Annotated in this window: 17 protein-coding genes and 3 pseudogenes; 9 read left to right on the top strand and 11 right to left on the bottom strand. The window is 70.8% G+C overall.

What is annotated here, in order from left to right; translation table 11 throughout:
- The first annotated feature begins 148 nt into the window (after positions 1-148).
- Both E6R60_RS29475 and E6R60_RS29470 read left to right on the top strand, forming a co-directional pair.
- Entirely contained in the window at positions 149-742 is a 594-nt protein-coding gene (locus tag E6R60_RS29475) for a TetR/AcrR family transcriptional regulator (protein ID WP_136329743.1), read from the top strand.
- A 24-nt stretch (positions 743-766) separates the two neighbouring features.
- Positions 767-1,218: pseudogene (locus E6R60_RS29470) on the top strand (IS5 family transposase); the annotation flags it as partial.
- 98 nt (positions 1,219-1,316) lie between these two features.
- Here the strand turns inward: E6R60_RS29470 and E6R60_RS29465 are convergent.
- The 3 genes from E6R60_RS29465 to E6R60_RS29455 form a co-directional block, all read right to left on the bottom strand.
- Positions 1,317-2,699, bottom strand: a complete 1,383-nt coding sequence (locus E6R60_RS29465) for an MFS transporter (RefSeq protein WP_136329741.1) — start codon at positions 2,697-2,699, stop codon at positions 1,317-1,319.
- Positions 2,700-2,821: 122 nt separating this feature from the next.
- Positions 2,822-3,991: an acyl-CoA dehydrogenase family protein gene (locus E6R60_RS29460; RefSeq protein ID WP_136329740.1), complete on the bottom strand. Its 1,170-nt coding sequence runs from the start codon at positions 3,989-3,991 to the stop codon at positions 2,822-2,824.
- 15 nt (positions 3,992-4,006) lie between these two features.
- Entirely contained in the window at positions 4,007-5,563 is a 1,557-nt protein-coding gene (locus E6R60_RS29455; protein WP_136329739.1) for a long-chain fatty acid--CoA ligase, read from the bottom strand.
- 111 nt (positions 5,564-5,674) lie between these two features.
- Here E6R60_RS29455 and E6R60_RS29450 point away from each other — a divergent pair, with 111 nt between their 5' ends.
- Entirely contained in the window at positions 5,675-6,310 is a 636-nt protein-coding gene (locus E6R60_RS29450) for a TetR/AcrR family transcriptional regulator (RefSeq protein ID WP_136329738.1), read from the top strand.
- Positions 6,311-6,613: 303 nt separating this feature from the next.
- Here the strand turns inward: E6R60_RS29450 and E6R60_RS29445 are convergent, their stop codons facing one another.
- Together E6R60_RS29445 and E6R60_RS29440 are read right to left on the bottom strand one after the other, a co-directional pair.
- Positions 6,614-8,089: an MFS transporter gene (locus E6R60_RS29445; protein WP_240802724.1), complete on the bottom strand. Its 1,476-nt coding sequence runs from the start codon at positions 8,087-8,089 to the stop codon at positions 6,614-6,616.
- Complete coding sequence (locus tag E6R60_RS29440; protein ID WP_136329737.1) at positions 8,086-9,288, bottom strand: M20 family metallopeptidase; 1,203 nt, start codon at positions 9,286-9,288, stop codon at positions 8,086-8,088. The genes E6R60_RS29445 and E6R60_RS29440 overlap by 4 nt, the downstream gene beginning before the upstream one ends.
- Positions 9,289-9,392: 104 nt before the next feature.
- On the opposite strand from E6R60_RS29440, the gene E6R60_RS29435 reads away from it, so the two are divergent.
- Positions 9,393-10,454, top strand: coding sequence for an Lrp/AsnC family transcriptional regulator (locus tag E6R60_RS29435; protein WP_136329736.1), 1,062 nt, complete (start codon positions 9,393-9,395; stop codon positions 10,452-10,454).
- A 43-nt stretch (positions 10,455-10,497) separates the two neighbouring features.
- Positions 10,498-11,327 (top strand): annotated as a pseudogene (locus E6R60_RS29430) (IS5 family transposase).
- Positions 11,328-11,440: 113 nt separating this feature from the next.
- Here E6R60_RS29430 and E6R60_RS29425 read toward each other — a convergent pair.
- The 4 genes and pseudogenes from E6R60_RS29425 to E6R60_RS29410 all read right to left on the bottom strand — a co-directional run bounded on the left by E6R60_RS29425 (position 11,441) and on the right by E6R60_RS29410 (position 14,249).
- Positions 11,441-12,256, bottom strand: coding sequence for a hypothetical protein (locus tag E6R60_RS29425; protein ID WP_136329830.1), 816 nt, complete (start codon positions 12,254-12,256; stop codon positions 11,441-11,443).
- 315 nt (positions 12,257-12,571) lie between these two features.
- Entirely contained in the window at positions 12,572-12,988 is a 417-nt protein-coding gene (locus E6R60_RS29420; protein ID WP_136329735.1) for a hypothetical protein, read from the bottom strand.
- A 199-nt stretch (positions 12,989-13,187) separates the two neighbouring features.
- On the bottom strand, positions 13,188-13,451 hold the full coding sequence (locus tag E6R60_RS29415; RefSeq protein ID WP_136329734.1) for a DUF397 domain-containing protein: 264 nt from the start codon (positions 13,449-13,451) through the stop codon (positions 13,188-13,190).
- Positions 13,432-14,249: pseudogene (locus E6R60_RS29410) on the bottom strand (helix-turn-helix transcriptional regulator). Before E6R60_RS29410 ends, E6R60_RS29415 begins: the two are co-directional and overlap by 20 nt.
- Before the next feature lie 113 nt (positions 14,250-14,362).
- Between E6R60_RS29410 and E6R60_RS29405 the strand changes: the two are divergent.
- Positions 14,363-14,605, top strand: a complete 243-nt coding sequence (locus E6R60_RS29405) for a hypothetical protein (RefSeq protein ID WP_136329733.1) — start codon at positions 14,363-14,365, stop codon at positions 14,603-14,605.
- A complete protein-coding gene (locus tag E6R60_RS29400) occupies positions 14,595-14,837 on the top strand; it encodes a hypothetical protein (protein ID WP_136329732.1) in 243 nt (80 codons plus the stop codon). Before E6R60_RS29405 ends, E6R60_RS29400 begins: the two co-directional genes overlap by 11 nt.
- 17 nt (positions 14,838-14,854) lie before the next feature.
- Here E6R60_RS29400 and E6R60_RS29395 read toward each other — a convergent pair whose 3' ends face one another.
- Positions 14,855-15,277 carry a (2Fe-2S) ferredoxin domain-containing protein gene (locus E6R60_RS29395; protein ID WP_136329731.1) on the bottom strand — a complete coding sequence of 141 codons (423 nt, stop codon included), beginning with the start codon at positions 15,275-15,277 and terminating at the stop codon, positions 14,855-14,857.
- Entirely contained in the window at positions 15,274-17,265 is a 1,992-nt protein-coding gene (locus tag E6R60_RS29390; protein WP_136329730.1) for a heavy metal translocating P-type ATPase, read from the bottom strand. Before E6R60_RS29390 ends, E6R60_RS29395 begins: the two co-directional genes overlap by 4 nt.
- Positions 17,266-17,359: 94 nt before the next feature.
- On the opposite strand from E6R60_RS29390, the gene E6R60_RS29385 reads away from it, so the two are divergent.
- Positions 17,360-17,803 carry a metalloregulator ArsR/SmtB family transcription factor gene (locus E6R60_RS29385; protein ID WP_136329729.1) on the top strand — a complete coding sequence of 148 codons (444 nt, stop codon included), beginning with the start codon at positions 17,360-17,362 and terminating at the stop codon, positions 17,801-17,803.
- Between the two features lie 311 nt (positions 17,804-18,114).
- Complete coding sequence (locus E6R60_RS29380) at positions 18,115-20,184, top strand: glycosyl hydrolase family 28-related protein (protein WP_136329728.1); 2,070 nt, start codon at positions 18,115-18,117, stop codon at positions 20,182-20,184.
- Positions 20,185-20,503 lie beyond the last annotated feature (319 nt).

Genomic DNA, 20,503 nt, shown 5'->3' with positions numbered 1-20,503 from the left:
TGCTGGTGGAGTGGGGACAGCGCGGGGGGCGGCCATGGCTTGGCTGCCGGCCCCTGCTCTGACATCATGAGAAACGGAACGCTGTCCCGTTTGAAGATACGGAACGGTGTCCCGTTTAGCAAGCATGGGCGACGGAGAGAGTGACGCGATGCATGACGGCGACCCGGGCACAGGGCCTTCGGCCCCGCCCCAACGGGCGGACGCCCGGCGCAACAAGGAGACCCTGCTCGATGCGGCCGCCATGGTCTTCGTCGCGTCGGGCGTGGAAGCGCCGGTACGCGACATCGCGGCCGAGGCGGGCGTGGGCACGGCCACGATCTACCGCCACTTCCCGACGCGAGCGGATCTCATCATCGCCGTCTACCGTCACCAGGTCGACGCCTGCGCCGAGGCCGGCCCGGCCCTGCTGGCGACCGGCCCGACCCCTCATGCCGCACTGGAGCGCTGGCTGAACCTCTTCGTCGACTTCCTCGTCACCAAGCACGGCCTCGCCGCCGCGCTGCGGAACGGCAACGCCGACTTCGAGACGCTGCACACCTACTTCCTGGACCGTCTTCTCCCGGTGTGCACCGAGCTCCTCGACGCGGCCACCGCGTCCGGCGAGATCCGTTCCGACCTCGACGCGTACCAGCTCATGCGCGGCATCGGGAACCTCTGCATCGGCGCCGACAGCGACGCGCGCTACGACGCCCGCAGACTGGTCGCCGTCCTCGTCGCAGGACTAGGCAGTGTCTTCAAATGATCGTCGCTGGTGGATCATGGTGTCGTGATACGTCGCCATGAGCTGTCCGATGCCGCTTGGGAGTTCCTCCGGCCGTTGCTGCCCGAGTCGTTGCGGGGATGGGAGCGGCTGGACGATCGCCGGGTCCTGAACGGGATCGTGTGGAAGTTCCGGACCGGGACGGCCTGGCGGGATGTGCCCGAGCGTTACGGCCCGTGTGCCACGCTGCATAGGCGTTTTCGCAGGTGGGCGGCGGACGGGACGTTCGACCGGATGCTGCGGGCCGCCCGGGCCAAGGCGGATGCGGCGGGCGACATCGACTGGCTGGTGTCGGTCGACTCGACGGTCGTCCGGGCCCACCAGCATGCGGCCGGGGCCCGAAAAGGGGGCTCCGCGACCCGGCCCTCGGCCGGTCCCGGGGCGGGCTGACCAGCACGATCCACCTGGCTTGTGACGGCCGGGGCCGTCCGCTCGCCTTCGTCGTGACGGGCGGCAACACCAGAAGGTGACGGCGGCGAAGTTGCCAACCAGCTCACGGCCCCGTTCTGAGACAGGGGCCTGGCCATCGTTGTGAGGCGGTCTGCAGCGCCGCAGGTCACGGCTCCGCGATATGACGTGCGTGCGGTGGTCCCACACGTGTGGCGGGGTCCGCTGGATCAGTGCCGGTGTCCGCCACGGCGTGCTCCAGGCCGAGGCGGTGTGCGTCGCGCTCCGGCCGGATGGCCGTCAGGGCGAGGGCGCCGGCGGTGACCATCACCGCGGCGGCGGTGAGGAACGCGGTGGTGTAGCCGGCGGCCGGGCTGTCGGCCGCGTCGATGAAGTGCCCGGTCAGGAATGGCGCGATGAGGCCGGGCAGGGTGCCAGTGGCGGCGACGATGCCGAAGACGGCGCCGCGCTGTGCAGGCGGGACGACCTCGGCCGTCGTCATGTAGTGCAGGGGGACGGCGATCGCGGTCCCGCCGAAGGCCAGCGCGATCAGGGCGAGGCGCAGACCGGACGCATCGACGAGCGGGAACGCCGCCATCGCACAGCCCGACACGCACACGGCGATGCCCTGTGCCGCCCCGCTGGACCAACGACTGCTCACGCCCCGGGATTTCAGCGCGTCCACGAAGGGCGAGACCGCCAACAGAAGCACCAGGCCGAAACCGGAGATGACGCTGATGACGGTGGCGGCGGTCTCGGCCGACATGTCTAGCTGGTTCCTGAAGTAGGTGGGCAGCCAGGCGTGGCTGAGGGACAGCGCCCACTGCGCGCCGAAGGCGCTAGAGACGCTGCCGAGGACGGTGCCGGTCAGCAGGATCCTGCGGTACGGCAGTCTGAGGCCGGGGCCGCCCACGGAGCCGGCGCGCGTGTGGCCGTAGGGTCCGTCGTGCCCGATCCGCCACCACGCCAGCGCCCATGCCGCGCTGACCGCGGCGAGGACGGCGTAGGCCGAGCGCCAGCCGAAGCCCTCGATCAGCCAGGTGACCAGGGGTGCCGCGAGGAGCATGCCGAGCGCCGCTCCGCCGATCTGGAGGGCCGAGGGCAGGCCGCGGCGCTCGGGCGGGAACCACTTGTACAGGGCGTGCATGGACATCGAGGCCGCTGGTCCCTCAGCGGCGCCCAGCAGGATGCGGCTGGCCATGAGGGTGGGTATCGAGGCCACGGCCAGGACCGGAAGCTGGGCCACGGCCCACAGCAGCGTCATGCCGAAGAGCAGGATGCGGCTGGAGATCCGGGTGGAGAGGAATCCGACGAGCAGTCCGGAGAGACTGAACAGGAAGAAGAAGGAGCTGGAGACCAGTCCGTATGTGCTGTTGCTGAGGTCCAGCTCTTCCATGATCGGTACGGCGGCGAGGCCGAGGACGGACTTGTCGGCGAAGTTGATCACCATGAAGGTCACGATCATGGCCGTGATCAGCCAGGCCCTGCGGCCAACGGGTGCGGGGGCGGCGTTCTCGCGCCGGGCCGAGCGCGCAAAGGGGTTGGGCGTCATGGGCGACTCCTGCGGGTGCGGGTGGGGCAGGGGGCCGTGCAAACAGGGGCGGATCCCGTGGGGCCGCAAACCCCCGCCTGCGAGGGTCTGCGGCACCGCCCTGGGACACCAAGGGGGTGGGGTCAGATCAGACCCTTGGCGATGGCGTTCTTGTGGATCTCGGTGGTTCCGGTGACGATCCGGAACATCCGCAGGCTGCGGAAGATCTGCTCGACCTCGTTACCCCGGGTCAGCCCGGCCTTGCCGTGGATCTGGACGGCCTGGTCGGCGACGCGGAAGCACGCCTCGGAGGTGAACAGCTTGCACATGTTCGCCTCGACGGAGACGTTGTCGCCCCGGTCGGCCTTCGCCGCCGTCGCCATCACCATCGAGCGCGCGGCGTAGATTTCGGTGGCCATCTCGGCGATCTTGTGGTGAATGGCCTGGTGGGCGAGCAGGGGCTGACCGAAGACGGCGCGGTTCATCGCGTAGTCCAGGGACAGGTCCCAGGCACGACGGGCCGCGCCGATCAGGGACGGGCAGTGCAGGAGGCGGTTGAGGGTGATGCGGCCGATGCCGATGCGCAAGCCCTGCCCGATCTCACCCAGCAGATTGGCGGCCGGGATTCGGCAGTCCTCGAAGAGCAGGTCGCCCTCCATCTGCTGTCCGGACATGGGGACTTCGCCGTCCAGGACCTGGCAGCCGGGGGTGTCCAGGTCGACGAGGAAGGCGCTGTACGCCTCCTCCGTGCTGGCCATGCGGGCCACGACGATGGCGAAGTCCGCGAACGGGGCGGCGGAGCTGAACACCTTCTTGCCGTTGAGAACGTACGTGTCGCCGTCCGGGGTGGCGGTGGTCGTCATCCGGCGCACGTCGGAGCCGGCGTCCTCCTCCGTGATGGAGAAGCAGCATGCCCGCTCGCCCCGGACGACGGGCATCAGGTAGCGCTCCCGCTGTTCCTCGGTGGCGTACTTGACGATCGCGCCGACGCGCAGCGGGCCTCCCATGTCGCCGAGGACGGAGTGGGAGAGGGCGGCTCCTGAGGCGGTCAGCTCCTCCTTGAGCGCGCACAGCTCGGAGAAGCTCAGGCCCTGGCCGCCGAGCTCGGGGGGCAGGCTGATGCCGTAGAAGCCGAGTTCCGCGCTGCGCTTCCAGATGTGTTCGAGGATGGTGCGGTCGAGCTTCGTCTCGGCGGTGATGCCGTGCTCGAGTTCGTACGGGATGAGCTCGTCACGCAGGTAGGAGCGCAGGCGGACGATGAGGTCCTGAAGGCGGGGGTTGTCGTCGTAGGAGGGTTCGAGGGTGAAGGTCATAAGGGTGCTTTCTGTTCAGTTGACGCGGCGGTCGGCGCCCGCCCAGTAGTGGTCGCGGATCGCGCGGCGGTCGATCTTGCCGTTGGGGTTGTGGGGCAGCGCGGCGACGAAGTCGACCGAGCGCGGCTTCTTCATGCGGGCCAGCCGGTCGGCGCAGAAGTCGACGAGGTCGGACTCGGCCGGCGTGGCTCCCTCGCGCAGAACGACGACCGCCTTGACCGCCTCGCCCCACTGCTCGTCGGGGACGCCGACGACGGCCGCCTCGTAGACGTCGGGGTGCTGGTGCAGGACGGACTCGACCTCGACGGCGTAGATGTTGAACCCGCCGGAGACGATCATGTCCTTCTTGCGGTCGACGATGAAGACATAGCCGTCCGCTCGGCGACGGGCGAGATCGCCGGTGAGGAACCAGCCGTCACGGAAGGAGGCGGCGGTCAGGTCGGGCGCGCCCAGATAGCCGGGGACGACGTCCGGTCCGCGCACGGCGATCTCGCCGATCTCCCCGTCGGGCAGGGGGGTTCCGTCCTCGTCGAGGATCGCCACCTCGGCCTCGGCGAGCGGGCGCCCGCAGGACAGCAGCAGTTCCTCGTCCTCGCCTTCGATGGCTCGGCGGTGGTCGTCGGTCGACAGGAACAGCACCCCGGAGGTCGTCTCGCCGCAGCCGTAGCCCTGGGACAGCACCGGTCCGAAGAACTCCCATGCCTCGCGGATGCGTTGAGCGGACATGGGTGCGGCGCCGTAGATCAGCTGACGCAGGCTGGAGGTGTCGTAGGTGCGGGCGTTGGGCAGCGCCAGCACGCTGTTGACCATCGTCGGGACGACGAACGCATGGGTGGCACGCTCGCGCTGGACGGTGGCGAGGAACTCCTCGGGCTCCCAGCGCGGCAGGATCACCGCGCAGCCGCCGGTGAAGAAGATACCGAGCAGCGGCATGCCGGAGGCGTGCGTGACGGGGCCGGCGAGGATCTTCTTGTCGCCGGGGCCGACCCGGGTGTCGGCGCTCATCACCATCTTCCGCAGCAGGGCCAGACGGTTGCCGTACGTCTGGATCGCGGCCTTGAGCTTGCCGGTGGAGCCTGAGGTGAAATGCAGAACGGCGGCGTCGCCCTCAGCGCACTCGACGTCGACAGGTTGCGGAGCATTTCCAGACAACATGTCCAGGTAGGCGGGCCCGAGGTCGCTAGGGCCGTCGTAGCCGATGACGGCCCTCGTTCCCGTGTCGGGCACGGCGACCCGTACATCCTCCAGGTGGGCGGCGTCCGTGAGCAGCACCCGCGCATCCGACTCGCGGAGGAGGTGGGACACCTCATGGGCGCCGAGCCGCGCGTTGATCGGGACGCGCACCAATCCCGCCTTGTACAGGGCGATCTCTGTCACGACCAACTCGGCCCTGTTGCCGGCGAGTGTCGCCACGCGCTCGCCCTGACGCAGGCCCAGTCCGCGCAGCGCGACCGCGAGCCGGTCGCTGTGGTCGTCCAGTTCCGCGTACGTGAGCCGACTCGTGCCGCAGACCACGGCTTCGGCATCGGGCTGGTGGCCCGCTGTCCGGCGGATGTAGCGCCCCAGGTTCATCGTCACTCCACACCGAGTTACTGAACAGACTGTCTGATATCTAGCTTGGTGTTCAGCAACGTAAGGCCAGCGTTAAGGTCAGGTCAACGGTCCGGACGAGAAGGAGACACAGTGGAAACGAAGCCCGTCGGCGACCGGCGCGTCCGCCGGACCCGTGCCGCCCTGCGCACGGCGCTGGTCGATCTGGTCCTGGAGAAGGGGTTCCACGCGATCACGGTCGAGGAGATCACGGAACGCGCGAACGTCGGACGCGCCACCTTCTACGCGCACTACCGCGACAAGGAAGACCTGCTCGTGGGGATCGTGCGGGACCTCTCCGAGGACCGTGAGCGGCTCCTGCCGGCCGTCGAACAGGCCCAGGACAAGGGCTTCACCGGCCTGCCGGTGCTGTACGTTTTCCAGCATGCCGAGCAGGAGCGGCCCGTCTACCGGGTCATCCTGCGCGGTGAGGGCGACGGACGGGCGCTGCGCGAGTTCACCGGGATCATCTCCGCGCAGGCCGAGAGGGTCTTCCGTACCCGCGCCGAGCAGCTCGGCGTCACGCCGCGCGTCCCGCTCGATGTCGTCGCCCGCGCCTGGACCGGTGAACTGATCGGCCTGCTGTCCTGGTGGGTGGAGCGCGACACCGGCTACAGCGCTGAGGAGATCACCGCACATCTGCGGGACCTGTCCGTGTACGGCCGGGTCTGGGCCACGGGGCTCACCCCCGCGGACGCTCCCGGAGCCGTGGACCTGGCGCGTCCGTAAGTGGCTGCCGGGGCTCAATTTCCATACATGCTGTCTGGTACGTGCGGCGGACTGCGAGGTCTGCCACCTTCCGGGAGACAGACCCCCGACGACGGCGCCAGGGCGCTGGGCGCCGCCGCTCCACACGCACTGACCGCCTGGATCGCGTTCAGCGGGTCCATTCCCGTGGTCGGCCCCGCGGTGGCAGTCAGCTTTCGAGGTGAGGTTGGCCTCGCTCTTCCCGCAGTGGTCGTCGGGCCCGCCGCTGATGTTGCCCCGGCAGTTGTTCGTCCGGATGCCGGGATGGATCTCCGGTATCGCCCGCTACTCCCCGGCTGACGTGCCCGCGTCGCTGTGCGTACGCGTATCCGAGCGGCGGTTCTTCGCCGCACCCGAGGCATCCGCCTGACGATTGGTCAGGACTTGGAGTATGAGCGCGCCCACGCACAGCAGGGAGCCCAGTCCCCAGATCGTCAGATAGGCGGAGAGCGCGGGGACGTCCGTGTCCCTGACGACCAGGGTGCCGAGGACGACGGCCGAGCCCGCGCCCGCGAGGCTGCCGCCCAGGGTCTTGAGGTTGTTGTAGACGGCGGTCGCGCTCGCCGTGCGGTCCGGGGTGCTGCGCTCCGCGATCAGGGTGGGCAGGCCGCCCATGGCCAGGCCCATGCCGAAGCCGGAAATTGCGGAAGCGAGGGCGAACAGCGGCAGCGTGGTGTGGGCGGCGATCATTCCCGCGTTGCCGGCGGCCATCAGTGCGAAGGCGAGCAGCAGGACGCGACGGTAGCCGGTGCGGGCCGCCACTCGGGCCACGAGGCTCGCTCCGGCGAAGGCCAGGACGTGGGGCACCGCGCCCCACGCGCTGATCTCCCAGGTGGTGAGCCCGAATCCGTACCCCTCGTCGACCGTCGATGCGGCGATGTAGGAGATGGCGACTGCCTGCCCGCCCAGCATCACGGCGCCGAAGACGAAACCGGAGACGTAGTACGGCGCGGACCGGGGGTGGGCCACTGCCCGGACGTCGACCAGGGCGTGCGGCCGGTCCCGTTCGAGCCGGATCCACCAGGCGAGGAGGGACAGGGAGAGGACGAGGCCGCCCAGGGTGAGCGGTGAGGTCCAGCCCCAGGTCTGGCCGCGCGCCGTCGTGCCGAGGAACAGCAGCAGCGAGATGCCGAGCAGCAGTGCCCCTGTCCAGTCCATCCGGCCGGGCGCGCGTGTCCGGGACTCGGGGATCGCGCAGTACGAAAGGGCCACACAGGCGCAGGCGATTGCGGCGAGGACGCAGAGCGTCGCTTGGACGCCGCCGGTGAGTTCGAGCAGGGGGCCCGCCAGGCCGTGGCCGAGGAGCGAGCCGAGGGTGAGCGCGCCGACGAGAAGCCCTACGGCCCGCCGCGCGCCCTCGAGGTCGAGCCGGTCCCGTACGAGACCGATCTCCAGCGGCAGCAGCGCCGCCAGCGGCCCCATCAGGGCTCGACCCACCAGCAGTACCGTCAGATTGGGTGCGAGGGCCACCAGGACGGTGCCCGCCGCGACACAGATCAGCGCGATCCGGACCAGTTGGCGGTGCCCGTACAGATCGCCGAGGCGCCCGAACACCGGCACCCCCACTGCGGCGGCCAGGAACTGGACCGCCATGTACCACTGCGCCTGCGACGCGCTGATGGACTGCCAGTCCTGCACGGCGGGCACCAGCGCCGGGCCCGACCCCTGGAGGAAGCCACTGACCAGCTCGAAGACGACCAGCAGACCCACGACGGCGGTGACCCGGGGCGCCGCCACCTCCGTCCCGCCAGGCGCCCTCACGCGGATGTCCCGGCGGCGAGCCGCCGCTCCGCGAGCTCGGCGAGCAGCGCGGCCTGGCGGTGGAGCACCCGGTCGTCGAACATGGCCCGCGGGGAATGGTTCTGCGGCGCCTTCTCCACATTCACGCCCTCGGGTGCCGCGCCGACGAGCAGCATCGCGCCGGGCACCTTGTTCAGCACCAGGGAGAAGTCCTCCGAACCGCTCGCGGGCTGGGGGGCGTGCCACACCTCGCCCGGGCCGAACAGGTCGCGCGCCGTCTGAAGGGCGAACTCCGTCGCGGCCGGCTCGTTGACCGTGACCGGGTAGAGCATCTCGTACTCCACCTCCGCCTCCAGGCCGTGCGCGGCCGCGATCCCGCGCACCAGGCGCGGCAGCCCCTGGGCCAGCCGCTCGTGGTTGGCTTCCGAGTAGCTGCGTACGGTCGCCTCGAACTCGGCCGTGTCCGGGATGACGTTGTGCTGCGTGCCGGCGTGCAGCCGTCCGACGGTCACCACCACCGGGTCGAAGATGTCGAAGGTGCGCGTCACCCAGTTCTGCAGCGCGGTCACCATCTCGCAGACCGCGGGCACCGGGTCCTTGGCGTGGTGCGGAGCCGAACCGTGCCCGCCCTCGCCCCGTACCGTCACCCGCAGGACGTCGGATGCCGTCATGACGGTGCCGGGCCGGGACGCGACCCAGCCGCCGGGCAGGCGGTTGGCCGACACGTGGAGCGCGAAGGCCGCGTTGAGGGGCTTGCCCGCCGCGTCCAGGACACCCTCGTCAATCATCGCGCCCGCGCCGTTGTGCCCCTCCTCGCCCGGCTGGAACATGAACACCACGTCGCCCTGGAGGCTCTCCCGGCGATCCGCGAGGAGCGTCGCCGCGCCGACGAGTCCGGCGGTGTGCAGATCGTGCCCGCAGCCGTGCATCCGGCCCGGCACCTCGGAGGCATACTCCACCCCGGTGAGCTCGTCCACCGGCAGTGCGTCCATGTCGCCCCGCAGCAGGACCGCCCCACCGGGACGGCCACCTCGCAGCACGGCCGTGACGGAGGTCAGCTCCCGGCCGAGCGTGATGTCGAGCGGGAGACCGTCGAGCGCGGCGAGGACCTTCTCCTGCGTACGCGGCAGCCGCAGACCGAGCTCCGGCTCACGATGCAGCGAGCGGCGCAGCCGCACGAGATCGGGCTGGAGTTCCCTGGCGCGTTCCAGTACGGACATGCTGCGTCAACCTCCTGGTACGGTTCCGGCTTTCGGTGGGGCAAGACTGAAGTACTCACCCTCACGTTGGCTCTGAATCGCAGGAAACACGCAAGGGGCATCGAATGACGCAGCATTCCGCACACGGCGTGGTACGGGCGCTCGACGACGTCGACCAGGCCCTGGTGCACGCACTGCAGATCGCCCCGCGGGCCGGGTGGAACGAGATCGGCGCCGTACTCGGCCTCGACGCCGTGACCGTGGGCCGCCGCTGGCACCGGCTCACCGAAGCCGGCGCCGCCTGGATCAGCTGCTCCCCGTCGCCCGCCCTCGCCTCGGCGGGACAGGGACTGCTCGCCTTCGTCGAAGTGGACTGCGCCGGCGGCAGCCTGCTGGCCGTGGCTCAGGCCCTCGCCCGGCTGCCCCACGTCACTGCCGTCGAACACGTCAGCGGAGACCGCGACCTGCTGCTCACCGTGATGGCCCCGGACCTCGCGGCACTCACCCACTGGATGACCCGCGGCATCGGCGCGATACCGGGCGTCGTCGCCAGCCGCACCCACCTCGCGAGCACCGTCTACACAGAGGGCAGCCGCTGGCGGCTGCGCGCCCTCGACCGCACCCAGATCGCCCGCCTCGCCGACACCGACACCGCCCGCACCGAGGCACCCGTATTCCCACTCACCGACCTGGACCACGCCCTCATCGCTGCCCTTTCCATGAACGGCCGCGCCACCTACCGCGCGCTCGCCGACGCTTGCGGGGCGAGCCCGGACACGGTCCGCCGACGACTCGGCCGGCTCTTTGCCGCCGGCATGATCCAGACCCGCTGCGAGGTCGCACGCCCCCTGTCGGAGTGGCCGGTCACGGTGATCCAATGGGGGCGGGCGGCCGCGGGCGAGCTGGAACGCGTCTCGCGCGGAGTCACCGGTGCCCGGGAGGTACGGCTGTGCGCCGGCGTCACCGGCCGGAACAACGTCCTCATCATCGCCTGGGTGAAGTCCCTCACCGACGTGCAGCGCTTCGAGGTACGACTCGCCCAGCGCGTTCCCGGCCTGGAGATCACCGACCGGGCCGTGGCACTGTGGCCGCTGAAGCTCAGCGGCCATCTCCTCGACGAACAGGGCTACCGCATCGGAGGCGTCCCCCTGGACGTTCGCACGGCCGGAGCGAGCACCTGGCCCTAGGCGATGTCTTCAAATGATCTTGCCTGGGGATCATAGTGGCGTGATACGTCGCCATGAACTGTGCGATGCCGAGTGGGAGTTCGTCCGGCCGTTGCTGCCCGAGTCGTTGCGGGGGCGGAGGCGGCTGGACGACCGCAAGGTCCTGAACGGGATCGTGTGGAAGTTCCGGACCGGGACGGCCTGGCGGGACGTGCCCGAGCGCTACGGCCCATGGGCCACGCTCCGTACCCGTTTCCGCAGGTGGGCGATGGACGGAACGTTCAACCGGATGCTCCGGGCCGCCCAGGCGAAAGCCGATGCGGCGGGTGACGTCGAATGGCTCGTCGCGGTCGACTCGACCGTCGTGCGTGCCCACCAGCACGCGGCCGGGGCCCGAAAAGGGGGCTCCGCGACCCGGCGCTCGGTCGCTCCAGAGGCGGTCTGACCAGCAAAATCCACCTGGCCTGCGACGGCCGGGGCCGTCCCCTCGGCTTCGTCGTCACCGGCGGCAACACCAACGACTGCACCCGGTTCATCACCGTGATGGAAGCGATCAGGGTGCCCCGGATCGGACCGGGACGGCCCCGCGTCCGGCCCGATCACGTCCTGGGCGACAAGGGCTACAGCTCGAAGGCCATCCGCGTCTGGCTCCGCCGCCGCGGCATCCCGCACACGATCCCGGAGCGGGCCGACCAGGTCCGCAACCGGGCCCGGCGCGGCAGCCACGGAGGCCGCCCGCCGGCCTTCGACCGCGAGGCGTACAAACGCCGCAACGTCGTGGAACGGTGCTTCAACCGCCTGAAGCAATGGCGAGGGATCGCCACCCGGTACGACAAGACCGTCGAGTCCTACGAAGCAGCCGCCACCCTCGCCTCACTCCTGATGTGGGCGTGACATTTGACGACAGAACCTAGGCCGACCGAGCTGACCGTGGCGGACGGCACCGGCGAGGACGTCCGGCCCGTCCCGCGGCCGTCAAAGCCCGGCCCGCGCCGCCCCGCGGCCCGTCAGGACCCGGCCCGCTCCCTCCGGGGCACCAGCCCCGCCCGCACCGCGCTCATCCGGGCCCGCACGCCTTGTACGGGCACGGCGCCCGCCGGACCCCTGGGTGTGTCGCCGGGCTTGCCCCGGCACGCTCCGCACACGCCGCCCCGCATCGCCTCTGGGCTGCCGGGTGCCCGGCACTCCCGGCATTCCAGAGTCCGCAGGACGACTTCTCGTACGGCGGCGATGCGCGCGGGCGGCAGTTTGTCGAGCAGCCTGCGGCCGACGAACGCGACGGGGCTGTACACCTGGGCCGGGAGTCCCTGGGTGAGCGCGCACAAGATCTCGGCCTCGGTCGCGCCCCGCTCGAACCACTCGCTGACCTGCGGTTCCAGTTGCACACAGCCCGCTTCGGGCAGTTGCAGCGCTGGCGCTGCCTTCCCGAGGGCGGCGAGCAGGATGAAGGACCGCGACCGGGTGGGCCGTTGCCGCTCCTGCGGCACGTCGCCCCGGGTGAACGCCGCCCACCAGTCGTCGTCGCGCGCGGTACGGGAGAAGAACGTGCGGGTGACCCAGATCAGCGCTTCCTCGGTCGCGACGCATTCGCTGCCCCGGCGCAGATGCCCCGCCTCCTGGAGCCGGTTCAGGCTCGTCCGCAGTGCGCACTGCCCGTACGGCAGCACCTTGGCGAGGGTTTTCACGGAGATGTCGGCCCCCTCGCACAGCCCGTCGATGTACGTGGCGATGGCCGCGTCGCGGGGGAGCAGGTGCGCGAAGTCGTGGCCGGCACGGGGGCGTTGATCCGGTGCCGAACGCTTGCCGTATCCGGGATTGGCCATCGGATGGTCGAGCGTGGGCACGGGGCAGGGCTGGGAAACAGGGGCAGCACTAAACTGGTCGGCAGCCATGAGATCGCTCTTTCGATCGTCGTGGTCAGGCCCCTGCTCGGTGTTTGCGCACCGGCGGGGGCCGTCGTGTCGAGGCTGACGCTAGAGCGTCGCTACCCTCCGTCGCAAGTCGGTCGCGAAAAGTCAACCCGCCAGGCAGGGAGGGTGGGTGGGAATCAATCCCGCCATCCATTCCGCTGAAAGAGCGCTCGGATCTCGACACTTGAGCCCCGAGCGATGACGGGCCTCGGCGGGAGCGCGAGCGGGTCAGTGCCAGTAGGAGGGCGAAGACGAACCAGATCCGGAGGCGTTCCAGGTGAGAACCAGGAAAGTGACGACGATCGCCACCCCGATCGCGACGAGCAGGGCGCACCCGATGGCGCCGGGCAGGTTCTCCCTGCGGAGGCGCTTATCGAGCAACTTGGCCTCGGGGGTGTCGTTGCGCCAGTGCGGCTGGAGCTCCGCGGTGCCGTCGGCGATCGCCGCTGCCACCCGGGCGACGTCTGCGGGGTGGTAGCCGCGCCATCTGAGCTCGCCCCACGTGGAGTGTGACACGTGGTGGTTGTTGCGGACGCCGTTGGCCCTCGCGGTGGCGTCCAGGCACGTCGCCCGGATGGTCGGCCAGGCTCGGGCCAGCTGCCTCTCGCTCATCCAGGCGACGTTCTCCGGTTCGGCTGCTGGCACGGGCGCACCTGCTTTCGGCTCACCAGTAGTCTCCCCCAGCGGCGACTGGGTGGGCAACCGCCTTGCGGTATAGGCGACTTGGTTCAAGCCGAGCTTATGCGATCGGCAGGCCTCATCAGGGTCGGCGGAGGTGCGTCTGTAGTGACAGGGGTCCGACAGCAGGGTGCCGACGCTCGAGCTCCGAGGAGGGTGGGCGCGTCTACTTCTTCAGCCCGGCCACGAACGTCGACCAGGCCGCCGCGCGGAACACCAGCGCCGGGCCGTCCGTCACCTTGGAGTCGCGGACGGGGACGATCTCAGGCACGCCGTCGAGGACTTCGAGGCAGTCCCCGCCGCTTCCGCCGCTGTACGTGGACTTGCGCCAGGTGCCCATCTCCAGGCAGTCGCCGCCGTCGCCGCCGCTGTGCGAGGACTTGTGCCAGATCGCCGTAGAAAGGTCGTAGTCAGAGCTGCTGAGTTTCATGGTCGTAACCCTCCGCCACCGATTCGATCAAGGCCAGGGATGCTGCCGGGGAGCACGCACTGGCTGTCAGTAAATCGTAGGTCAGTTCGTATTGGCCGACTGTGGCCGGATCGTCCTGCAACTGTCCGGTGCCCAAGCCCTGGAGGTACGCGAGTGGGGGAGCGTCCGGGAACGCCATCAGCTTGAGTGGCCCTTCCAGAGCCATGTGAGCGCCCTCCGAGAATGGCAGAATCTGCGCGATGATCCGGCGCTGTCTGACCAGGCCCGCGATATGCCGGAGCGCCGCCGCCATTGCCTGCGGCCCCGCCACCACTCGGCGTAACACCGCCTCCTCCAGCACCACCCACAACAGTGGGGATGTTGGATCGGTGAGGATCCGGGCACGTTCCAGACGGGTCGTCACCAACTCGTCGATCGCGCTCTCCACTGCTGTCGGCTGGTACGCCCGGAACACCGCCCGCGCATACGCCTCCGTCTGCAAAAGCCCCGGGATGAGCTGAGGCGCGTACTCCCAAATGGCCTCGGCGGCCTCCGCGAAGTGTTCCGGGTACTTCGACGTCTTCAGCGCCGCGCAGTTCCGTACGAAGAAGCCGTCCGCGCCCAGGATCTCGTCGAACTTCTCCGCCTGGTCCATCTGCATCCGCCGGACTCCAGCTGCCCGATGAACGAGCCGCTGACGAAGAGCGGGGCGCCGAGTTCGGCCTGGGAGAGGCCCGCGTCCTCCCTTAGGTGGCGGAGTTCCGCGCCGAGAAGGGCGCGCGGAGAGGAGGAGGGGTCGAGCTTTCTGGGACCTGGCATGACAACTCCCTGTGGCACACGTGCGGTTGTTGGAACGGCACCTCTTCCAGGCTAACGAGATATTGACCACGCTGGGTATGCATTGACACTACGCAGAGTGGAAGGAATGGATCATGACGACTACGGAGCGGCGCAAAGCGGTAGCGGGCAGGGTGCGGGAGGCCGAGGAGCTGGTGGCGCGGTTGCGGGGAGGGTTCGCGGGGGTGGGGATCGTGCTGCCGTCGCTGCGGCTCGACCCGGTCTCGTTCGCGGGCGACGATCCCGTCGTGCTCCTTGACCTGGGCCGCTGCAACCTCGATACGGCTCTGCGGCTGACCCAGGTGCTCGAAGGCAAGGCGGCGGGGCATGGTGGCTGACGCCGGTGGGCTGGAGGCGTGTACGCCGGAGCCCGGTTCCTTCGCGGTCGATGAGCGGGACGGGCGGGTGGGCCGGGTGATGGGGCGGGTCGGCCCGTACGTGCAGCTGCGGCCACCCGGCGGCGGCGCGGAGTGGGACTGCCCGCCCGACCGGGTCAGTCCGGCGCCGCCGGGGCTCGTCCTGCGGGCGAGGGTGACGGAGGTCAACCGGGAGGGGCAGCTGCCTCGGTGACGCGGAAAGGGGTGCGGTCAGTCCTCGAGCTCGTGGCGGACGCGTCGGGAGGGGGCGAACGTGTACAGGTCGAGGACGTCGGGCGGCTCGGCGAGGCCGGGGCCGCCGTTTCGGACCCAGGCGGCGATGTCGGCGGCGGCGTCGGGGTCGTTGACCTGCCCGAGCCAGACCGGGCGTCCCCCGGCCCTGCGGCCTTCGGCGGACGGCTGGATCACGACGACGTTGGCGCGCTCGCACGCGTCCAGGCAGTCGGTCCGACGGACCATCGCGACCCCGGCCAGCAGGGTGCGCAGGTCGGCGAGCTGGGCTTCGTGGTCCAGGTGCGGCACCTTCTCCGGGGTGCCGCAGCAGCAGCCGCGACAGACGGTGACGGTGGGCCGGGGCGCTTGCGGCGTGGAGGTGGCCTTCCCGGAGGCTGCCTTCCTGGTGCGGCGGCTCACCGGATGTCCTGCGCGGCGCGGTTCCAGGCGGCATCGCGCAACAGGCGCAGGCCGTTGAGGCCGACGATGACGGTCGACCCCTCGTGGCCGAGCACGCCGAGGGGCAGCGGCAGGTGGCCCGCCAGGTCCCAGACGACGAGCCCGGAGATGAACGCCGCGGCGACGGCCAGGTTCTGCACCACCAGGCGGCGGGCCGCCCGCGAGAGGGCGATCACGGTGGGGACGGTGGCGAGTTCGTCGCGGACGATGACGGCGTCCGCGGTCTCCAGCGCGAGGTCCGAGCCGGCTCTGCCCAGGGCGATGCCGGTGTGGGCGGCGGCCAGGGCGGGGGCGTCGTTGACGCCGTCCCCGAGGAACAGCACCTTGCGCCCTCGGCCCTCCAGACGCCGCACGGCTTCGACCTTGTCCTGGGGCAGGAGGCCGGCGTGGACGTGGTCACGGGTGATGCCGGCCTCGGCGGCCAGGCGGGCGGCGGCGCGGGGGTTGTCGCCCGTCACCAGGATCGGGGCGCTGCCGGTCAGGGTGGTCAGCGCCGCGGTGGTTGCGGCGGCGTCGGGCCGCAGCCGGTCGGCGAGGCCGAGGACGCCGATGGGGGAGTCGCCGCGCAGCACCAGGACGGCCGTGCGGCCGCTGTCCTCCAGCTCTGCCGCGACGCGGGCCGTGGTGGCGTCGCCCCTCCCGTCCCGGCTGCCGGGCAGGCGGGCGGGCGTGCCGACCGTGATCCGGTGGCCGTCGACGGTCGCGGTGACCCCGACGCCGGGCGTGGAGGTGAAGTCGCGCGCGTCGGCGAGGACCAGGCCCCGGGCGCGGGCGGCGTCCACGACGGCGCGCGCCAAGGGGTGCTCGCTGGGGTGCTCGGCGGCGGCCGCCAGCGCCAGCAACGCGTCCTCGGTCAGCCGGGAGCCGTCCAGGGGGCGGATATCCGTGACGCGGGGGATCCCCTCGGTGAGGGTGCCGGTCTTGTCCAGGGCCACCGCGTCGACCTGCCCGAGACGCTCCATGACCACGGCGGACTTCACCAGGACCCCGTGACGTCCGGCATTGGCGATCGCCGACAGCAGCGGCGGCATCGTCGCCAGGACCACCGCACACGGCGAGGCCACGATCATGAAGGTCATCGCCCTCAGCAGCGAGCCGGTCAGGTCCGCGCCGAACGCGAGCGGGAACAGGAAGACCGCCAGGGTCGCGACGACCATGCCCAGGCTGTACCGCTGCTCGACCTTCTCGATGAACAGCTGCGTGGGCGCCTTGGTCCCGGAAGCCTCCTCGACCATGGCCACGATCCGCGCGATCACCGAGTCCGACGGGTCCCGTCCGACCCTCACCCGCAGCGCTCCCGTGCCGTTGAGCGTGCCGGCGAAGACCTCGTCCCCGGCCTCCTTCGCGACGGGCAGCGGTTCCCCGGTGATGGTGGCCTGGTCCACCTCGCTGGTCCCGGTGAGGACGTGGCCGTCCGCACCGACCCGCTCGCCGGGGCGGACGAGGACGGTGTCGCCGACCGCCAGCTCCCCGGTGGGCACGGTCGACTCGCTCCCGTCGTCGGCCAGCCGGGTGGCCGTGGCGGGCGCGAGGTCGAGCAGACCGCGCACCGCGTCCTGGGTGCGGGCGGTGGCCAGCGCCTCCAGCGCCCCGGAGGTGGCGAAGATGACGATCAGCAGCGCACCGTCCATCACCTGCCCGATCGACGCCGCCCCGAGCGCGGCCACGATCATCAGCAGGTCCACATCCAGGGTCTTCTCCCGCAGCGCCCCGAGCCCGGCCCAGGCCGGCTCCCACCCGCCGGTGACATAGGCGGCGGCGTACAGCGGGCCCCAGGCCCAGCCGGGTGCGCCGGTCAGCTGGAGGGGCAGCGCGAGCAGGAACAGCGCCAGCGCCGCCGTGGCCCAGCGGGCCTCGGGGAGGGCGAAGACCCGGGTGCGCCGCCTCGGAGCCGTGGGTGCGGCGGCCGGAGCAGCCCTTTCGGGCCGCTGGAGCAGGTCGGAAGGCATGGCAGGGCAACCTCTTCGGGCGGAGGGCGGCAACGCGTCCACCGTACAGGAACATCTGAACAGGTTTTCAGGTGTCGCCGGTAGGATGGACATCATGGGTCACGGAGTCGACGACACGCACCACGCCACGCCCCGCGAGCGCCTGGACGCGGCGGGCGCCACCGACGTCGCCGCCACCCTTCAGGCCCTGGCCACCCCTTCGCGGCTGTACATCCTGGCCCGGCTCCAGGAGGGGCCCTGCTCGGTCGGCGACCTCGCCGAGGCCGTGGGCATGGAAGCCTCCGCCTGCTCCCACCAGCTCCGCCTGCTGCGCAACCTGGGACTCGTCACCGGAGAGCGCCGGGGCCGCTCGATCGTCTACGCCCTGTACGACAACCATGTCGCCGAACTTCTGGGGCAGGCCCTCTTCCACGTCGAGCACCTGCGGCTCGGTCTGCGCGACACCCCGTCCGGGGAGTCCGCCTCCGGGCCCGCCCGGTCCCAGGCCCCGGCGCGGGCCGCGGCCCAGGGCCCGGTGCAGACCCCGGCTCAGCGGTAGCCGATTACGTCCGCACGTCGCTCCTTGGTGCAACCCTGCCCGGATCACGGGTTTCCGTGCGGCCCCTCCCTGGCGGACTGCCGCAATGACGCCGCTGCTGGACGCAAAAAGACGATGAGGCAGCGCAGTTATTCGTCAGTCTCTCGAAATCTGCTCGCAGAACTCTTGTGGGGCATGTCGTGCGCGTCCTACTGTCGCCTCACCTTCTCGGCGGCCGCCTCACCCGGACGCCCCGGTCTCCTCGCCCCCTCCTCAGAGCTCTTCAGGTCTCCTCGGACCTCCTCGGACCGCCTCAGAGAAACGAGCCCGCGATGTCACGGAAGATCAGCGGTTACGGAGCGACCAGTGCGCGAAGACCGCGGCGAACGGGGCTGTACGCGGCCGCCGTCGCCTCGATGACCGCGGCCGCCGTCGGCCTCGGGGTGATGGCCGGTGCGCCCGCGGGGGCTCGCCCCGCTGCCCCGGTGCCCCCTGCCCCGGCCCCCGTCGTCACCCGGGCCGCCCTCGACCCGGCGCTCGTCGCGGGCCGGGGCGCGAAGGTGGCGTTCGCCGAGCAGGAGGCCGAGAACGCGGCCACCGACGGCACGGTCATCGGCCCCGACCGCACCGCGTACACGCTCCCGTCCGAGGCGTCCGGCCGGCAGGCGGTCCGTCTGGAGCCCGGGGAGCACGTCGAGTTCACGCTGCCGAGCGCGGCCAACGCGATCACCGTCCGCTACAGCATCCCGGACGCACCGGGCGGCGGCGGGATCACGGCGCCGCTGGACGTCGCGGTGAACGGCAAGAAGCGTTCCACGATGACGCTGACCTCGCAGTTCTCCTGGCTGTACAACCAGTACCCGTTCTCCAACGACCCGGGCGCGGGGCTGCTCCACCCCGACTGGTGGATCACCGAGTGCTCCTGCGTGCCCGCCGCCACGACCCCCGTACCGGCCCTCGCCAAGCCCTTCCGGCCCAGCCACTTCTATGACGAGCAGCGCCTGTTGCTCGGCCGGACGTACCGCGCGGGCGACACCGTACGGCTCACCGCCCCCGCCGGGAGCAGGGCCGCGTGGACCGTCGTCGACCTGCTGGACTCGGAGCTCGTCGGGCGTCCGCACGTCGAACTCCGCGCCGCCGACGTCCTCGCCTTCGGGGCCGACCCGACCGGTCGGCGCGATGCGGCGGGCGCGATCGAGAAGGCCATCGCCTTCGCCCGGCGGGCTCACCTCAAGGTGTACATCCCGCCGGGTACGTACCGTGTGGACCGGCACATCGTCGTCGACGACGTCACGATCACCGGAGCGGGCGACTGGTACACGAAGATCAAGGGCCGCGAGGTGACGCTCGCTCAGCCGGCCGCCGACGGATCGGTCCACACCGGCGTGGGGTTCTACGGAAAGTCCGCCGCCGACGGCGGCAGCCGCAACGTCCACCTGTCCGGCTTCGCCATCGAGGGCGACGTACGCGAACGCGTCGACACCGACCAGGTCAACGGCATCGGCGGCGCGCTGAGCGACTCGACCGTCGAGGGGCTGCACATCAGCCACACCAAGGTCGGCATGTGGTTCGACGGGCCGATGAAGAACCTGCGGATCAGCGGCACCACGATCGTCGACCAGATCGCCGACGCCCTCAACTTCCATACCGGTGTCACCGATTCACGGGTCACGAACACGTTCGTGCGCAACTCGGGCGACGACGGCCTCGCCCTGTGGTCGGAGAAGACCGCGAACGCCCGCAACATCTTCGACCACAACACCGTTCAAACGCCGGTCCTCGCCAACGGCATCGCGCTCTACGGCGGCACCGACAACACCGTGTCGAACAACCTGGTCGCCGACCCGGTCCGAGAGGGCAGCGCCCTGCACATCGGCTCCCGCTTCGGCGCGGAACCGTTCACCGGAAAGCTGGACCTCCACGACAACACGACGGTGCGCGCCGGTACGTACGAGCTGAACTGGAAGATCGGGCTCGGCGCGCTGTGGGTCTTCGCCCTGGACAAGAGCATCGACGCGGCCGACATCCGGGTCACCGGCGACCACTACCTCGACAGCACGTACAACGCGATCATGCTCGTCTCCGACTGGGCCGTGAAGGACCAGTACGACATCGAGGGCGTCCACTTCAAGGACATCAGGGTCGACGGCACGGGCACCTCGGTGCTGAGCGCCCGCGCGGCGGGCGGGGCGAGCTTCGAGAACGTGGACGCGCGCCACGTCGGCGCGGTCGGCGTCAACAACTGCGGGTCCTTCCACTTCCCCGCGACCGGTTCGGAGTTCTCCCTCACGGACCTGGGCGGCAACGACGGGGACTGGCTCGCCCCCTGGCTGCTGCCCAACACGATCACGTGCGACGACCGGCCCGTGGTCGTCCCGCCACCGGCTCCGGGCGGGTGGTGAGGCACGGGGCCGGCACGCGCGGTAAGGGGCGGGCGCGGTAAGGGAGGGGCGCGGTAAGGGAGGGACGCACGCGGCGGCCGGCATCGACTCGATGCCGGCCGCCGCGTGCGTCGAAGGGGCCTGCGCGCCCGCCCGCCTGCCGGTTTCGGTGCGGGCGGCCGGTGATCAGATGTGCGCGTCCTCGGTGACGTCCGCGGCGGGTACCGGGGTGTCCCGGATGCCGTTGACCAGGGTGGCGATGCCCCAGGACATGCGCTGCTCCGCGGTGCCGGAGACCAGCTGCGCGGCGACGCCGACGAGATGCGGGTGGGTGAGCGCG

The organism is Streptomyces sp. A0642, from assembly GCF_004795105.1.
Taxonomy (GTDB): Bacteria; Actinomycetota; Actinomycetes; order Streptomycetales; family Streptomycetaceae; genus Streptomyces.
The sequence above is the reverse complement of the archived record's forward strand: the minus strand, read 5'-3'. Positions and strand labels throughout refer to the sequence as shown.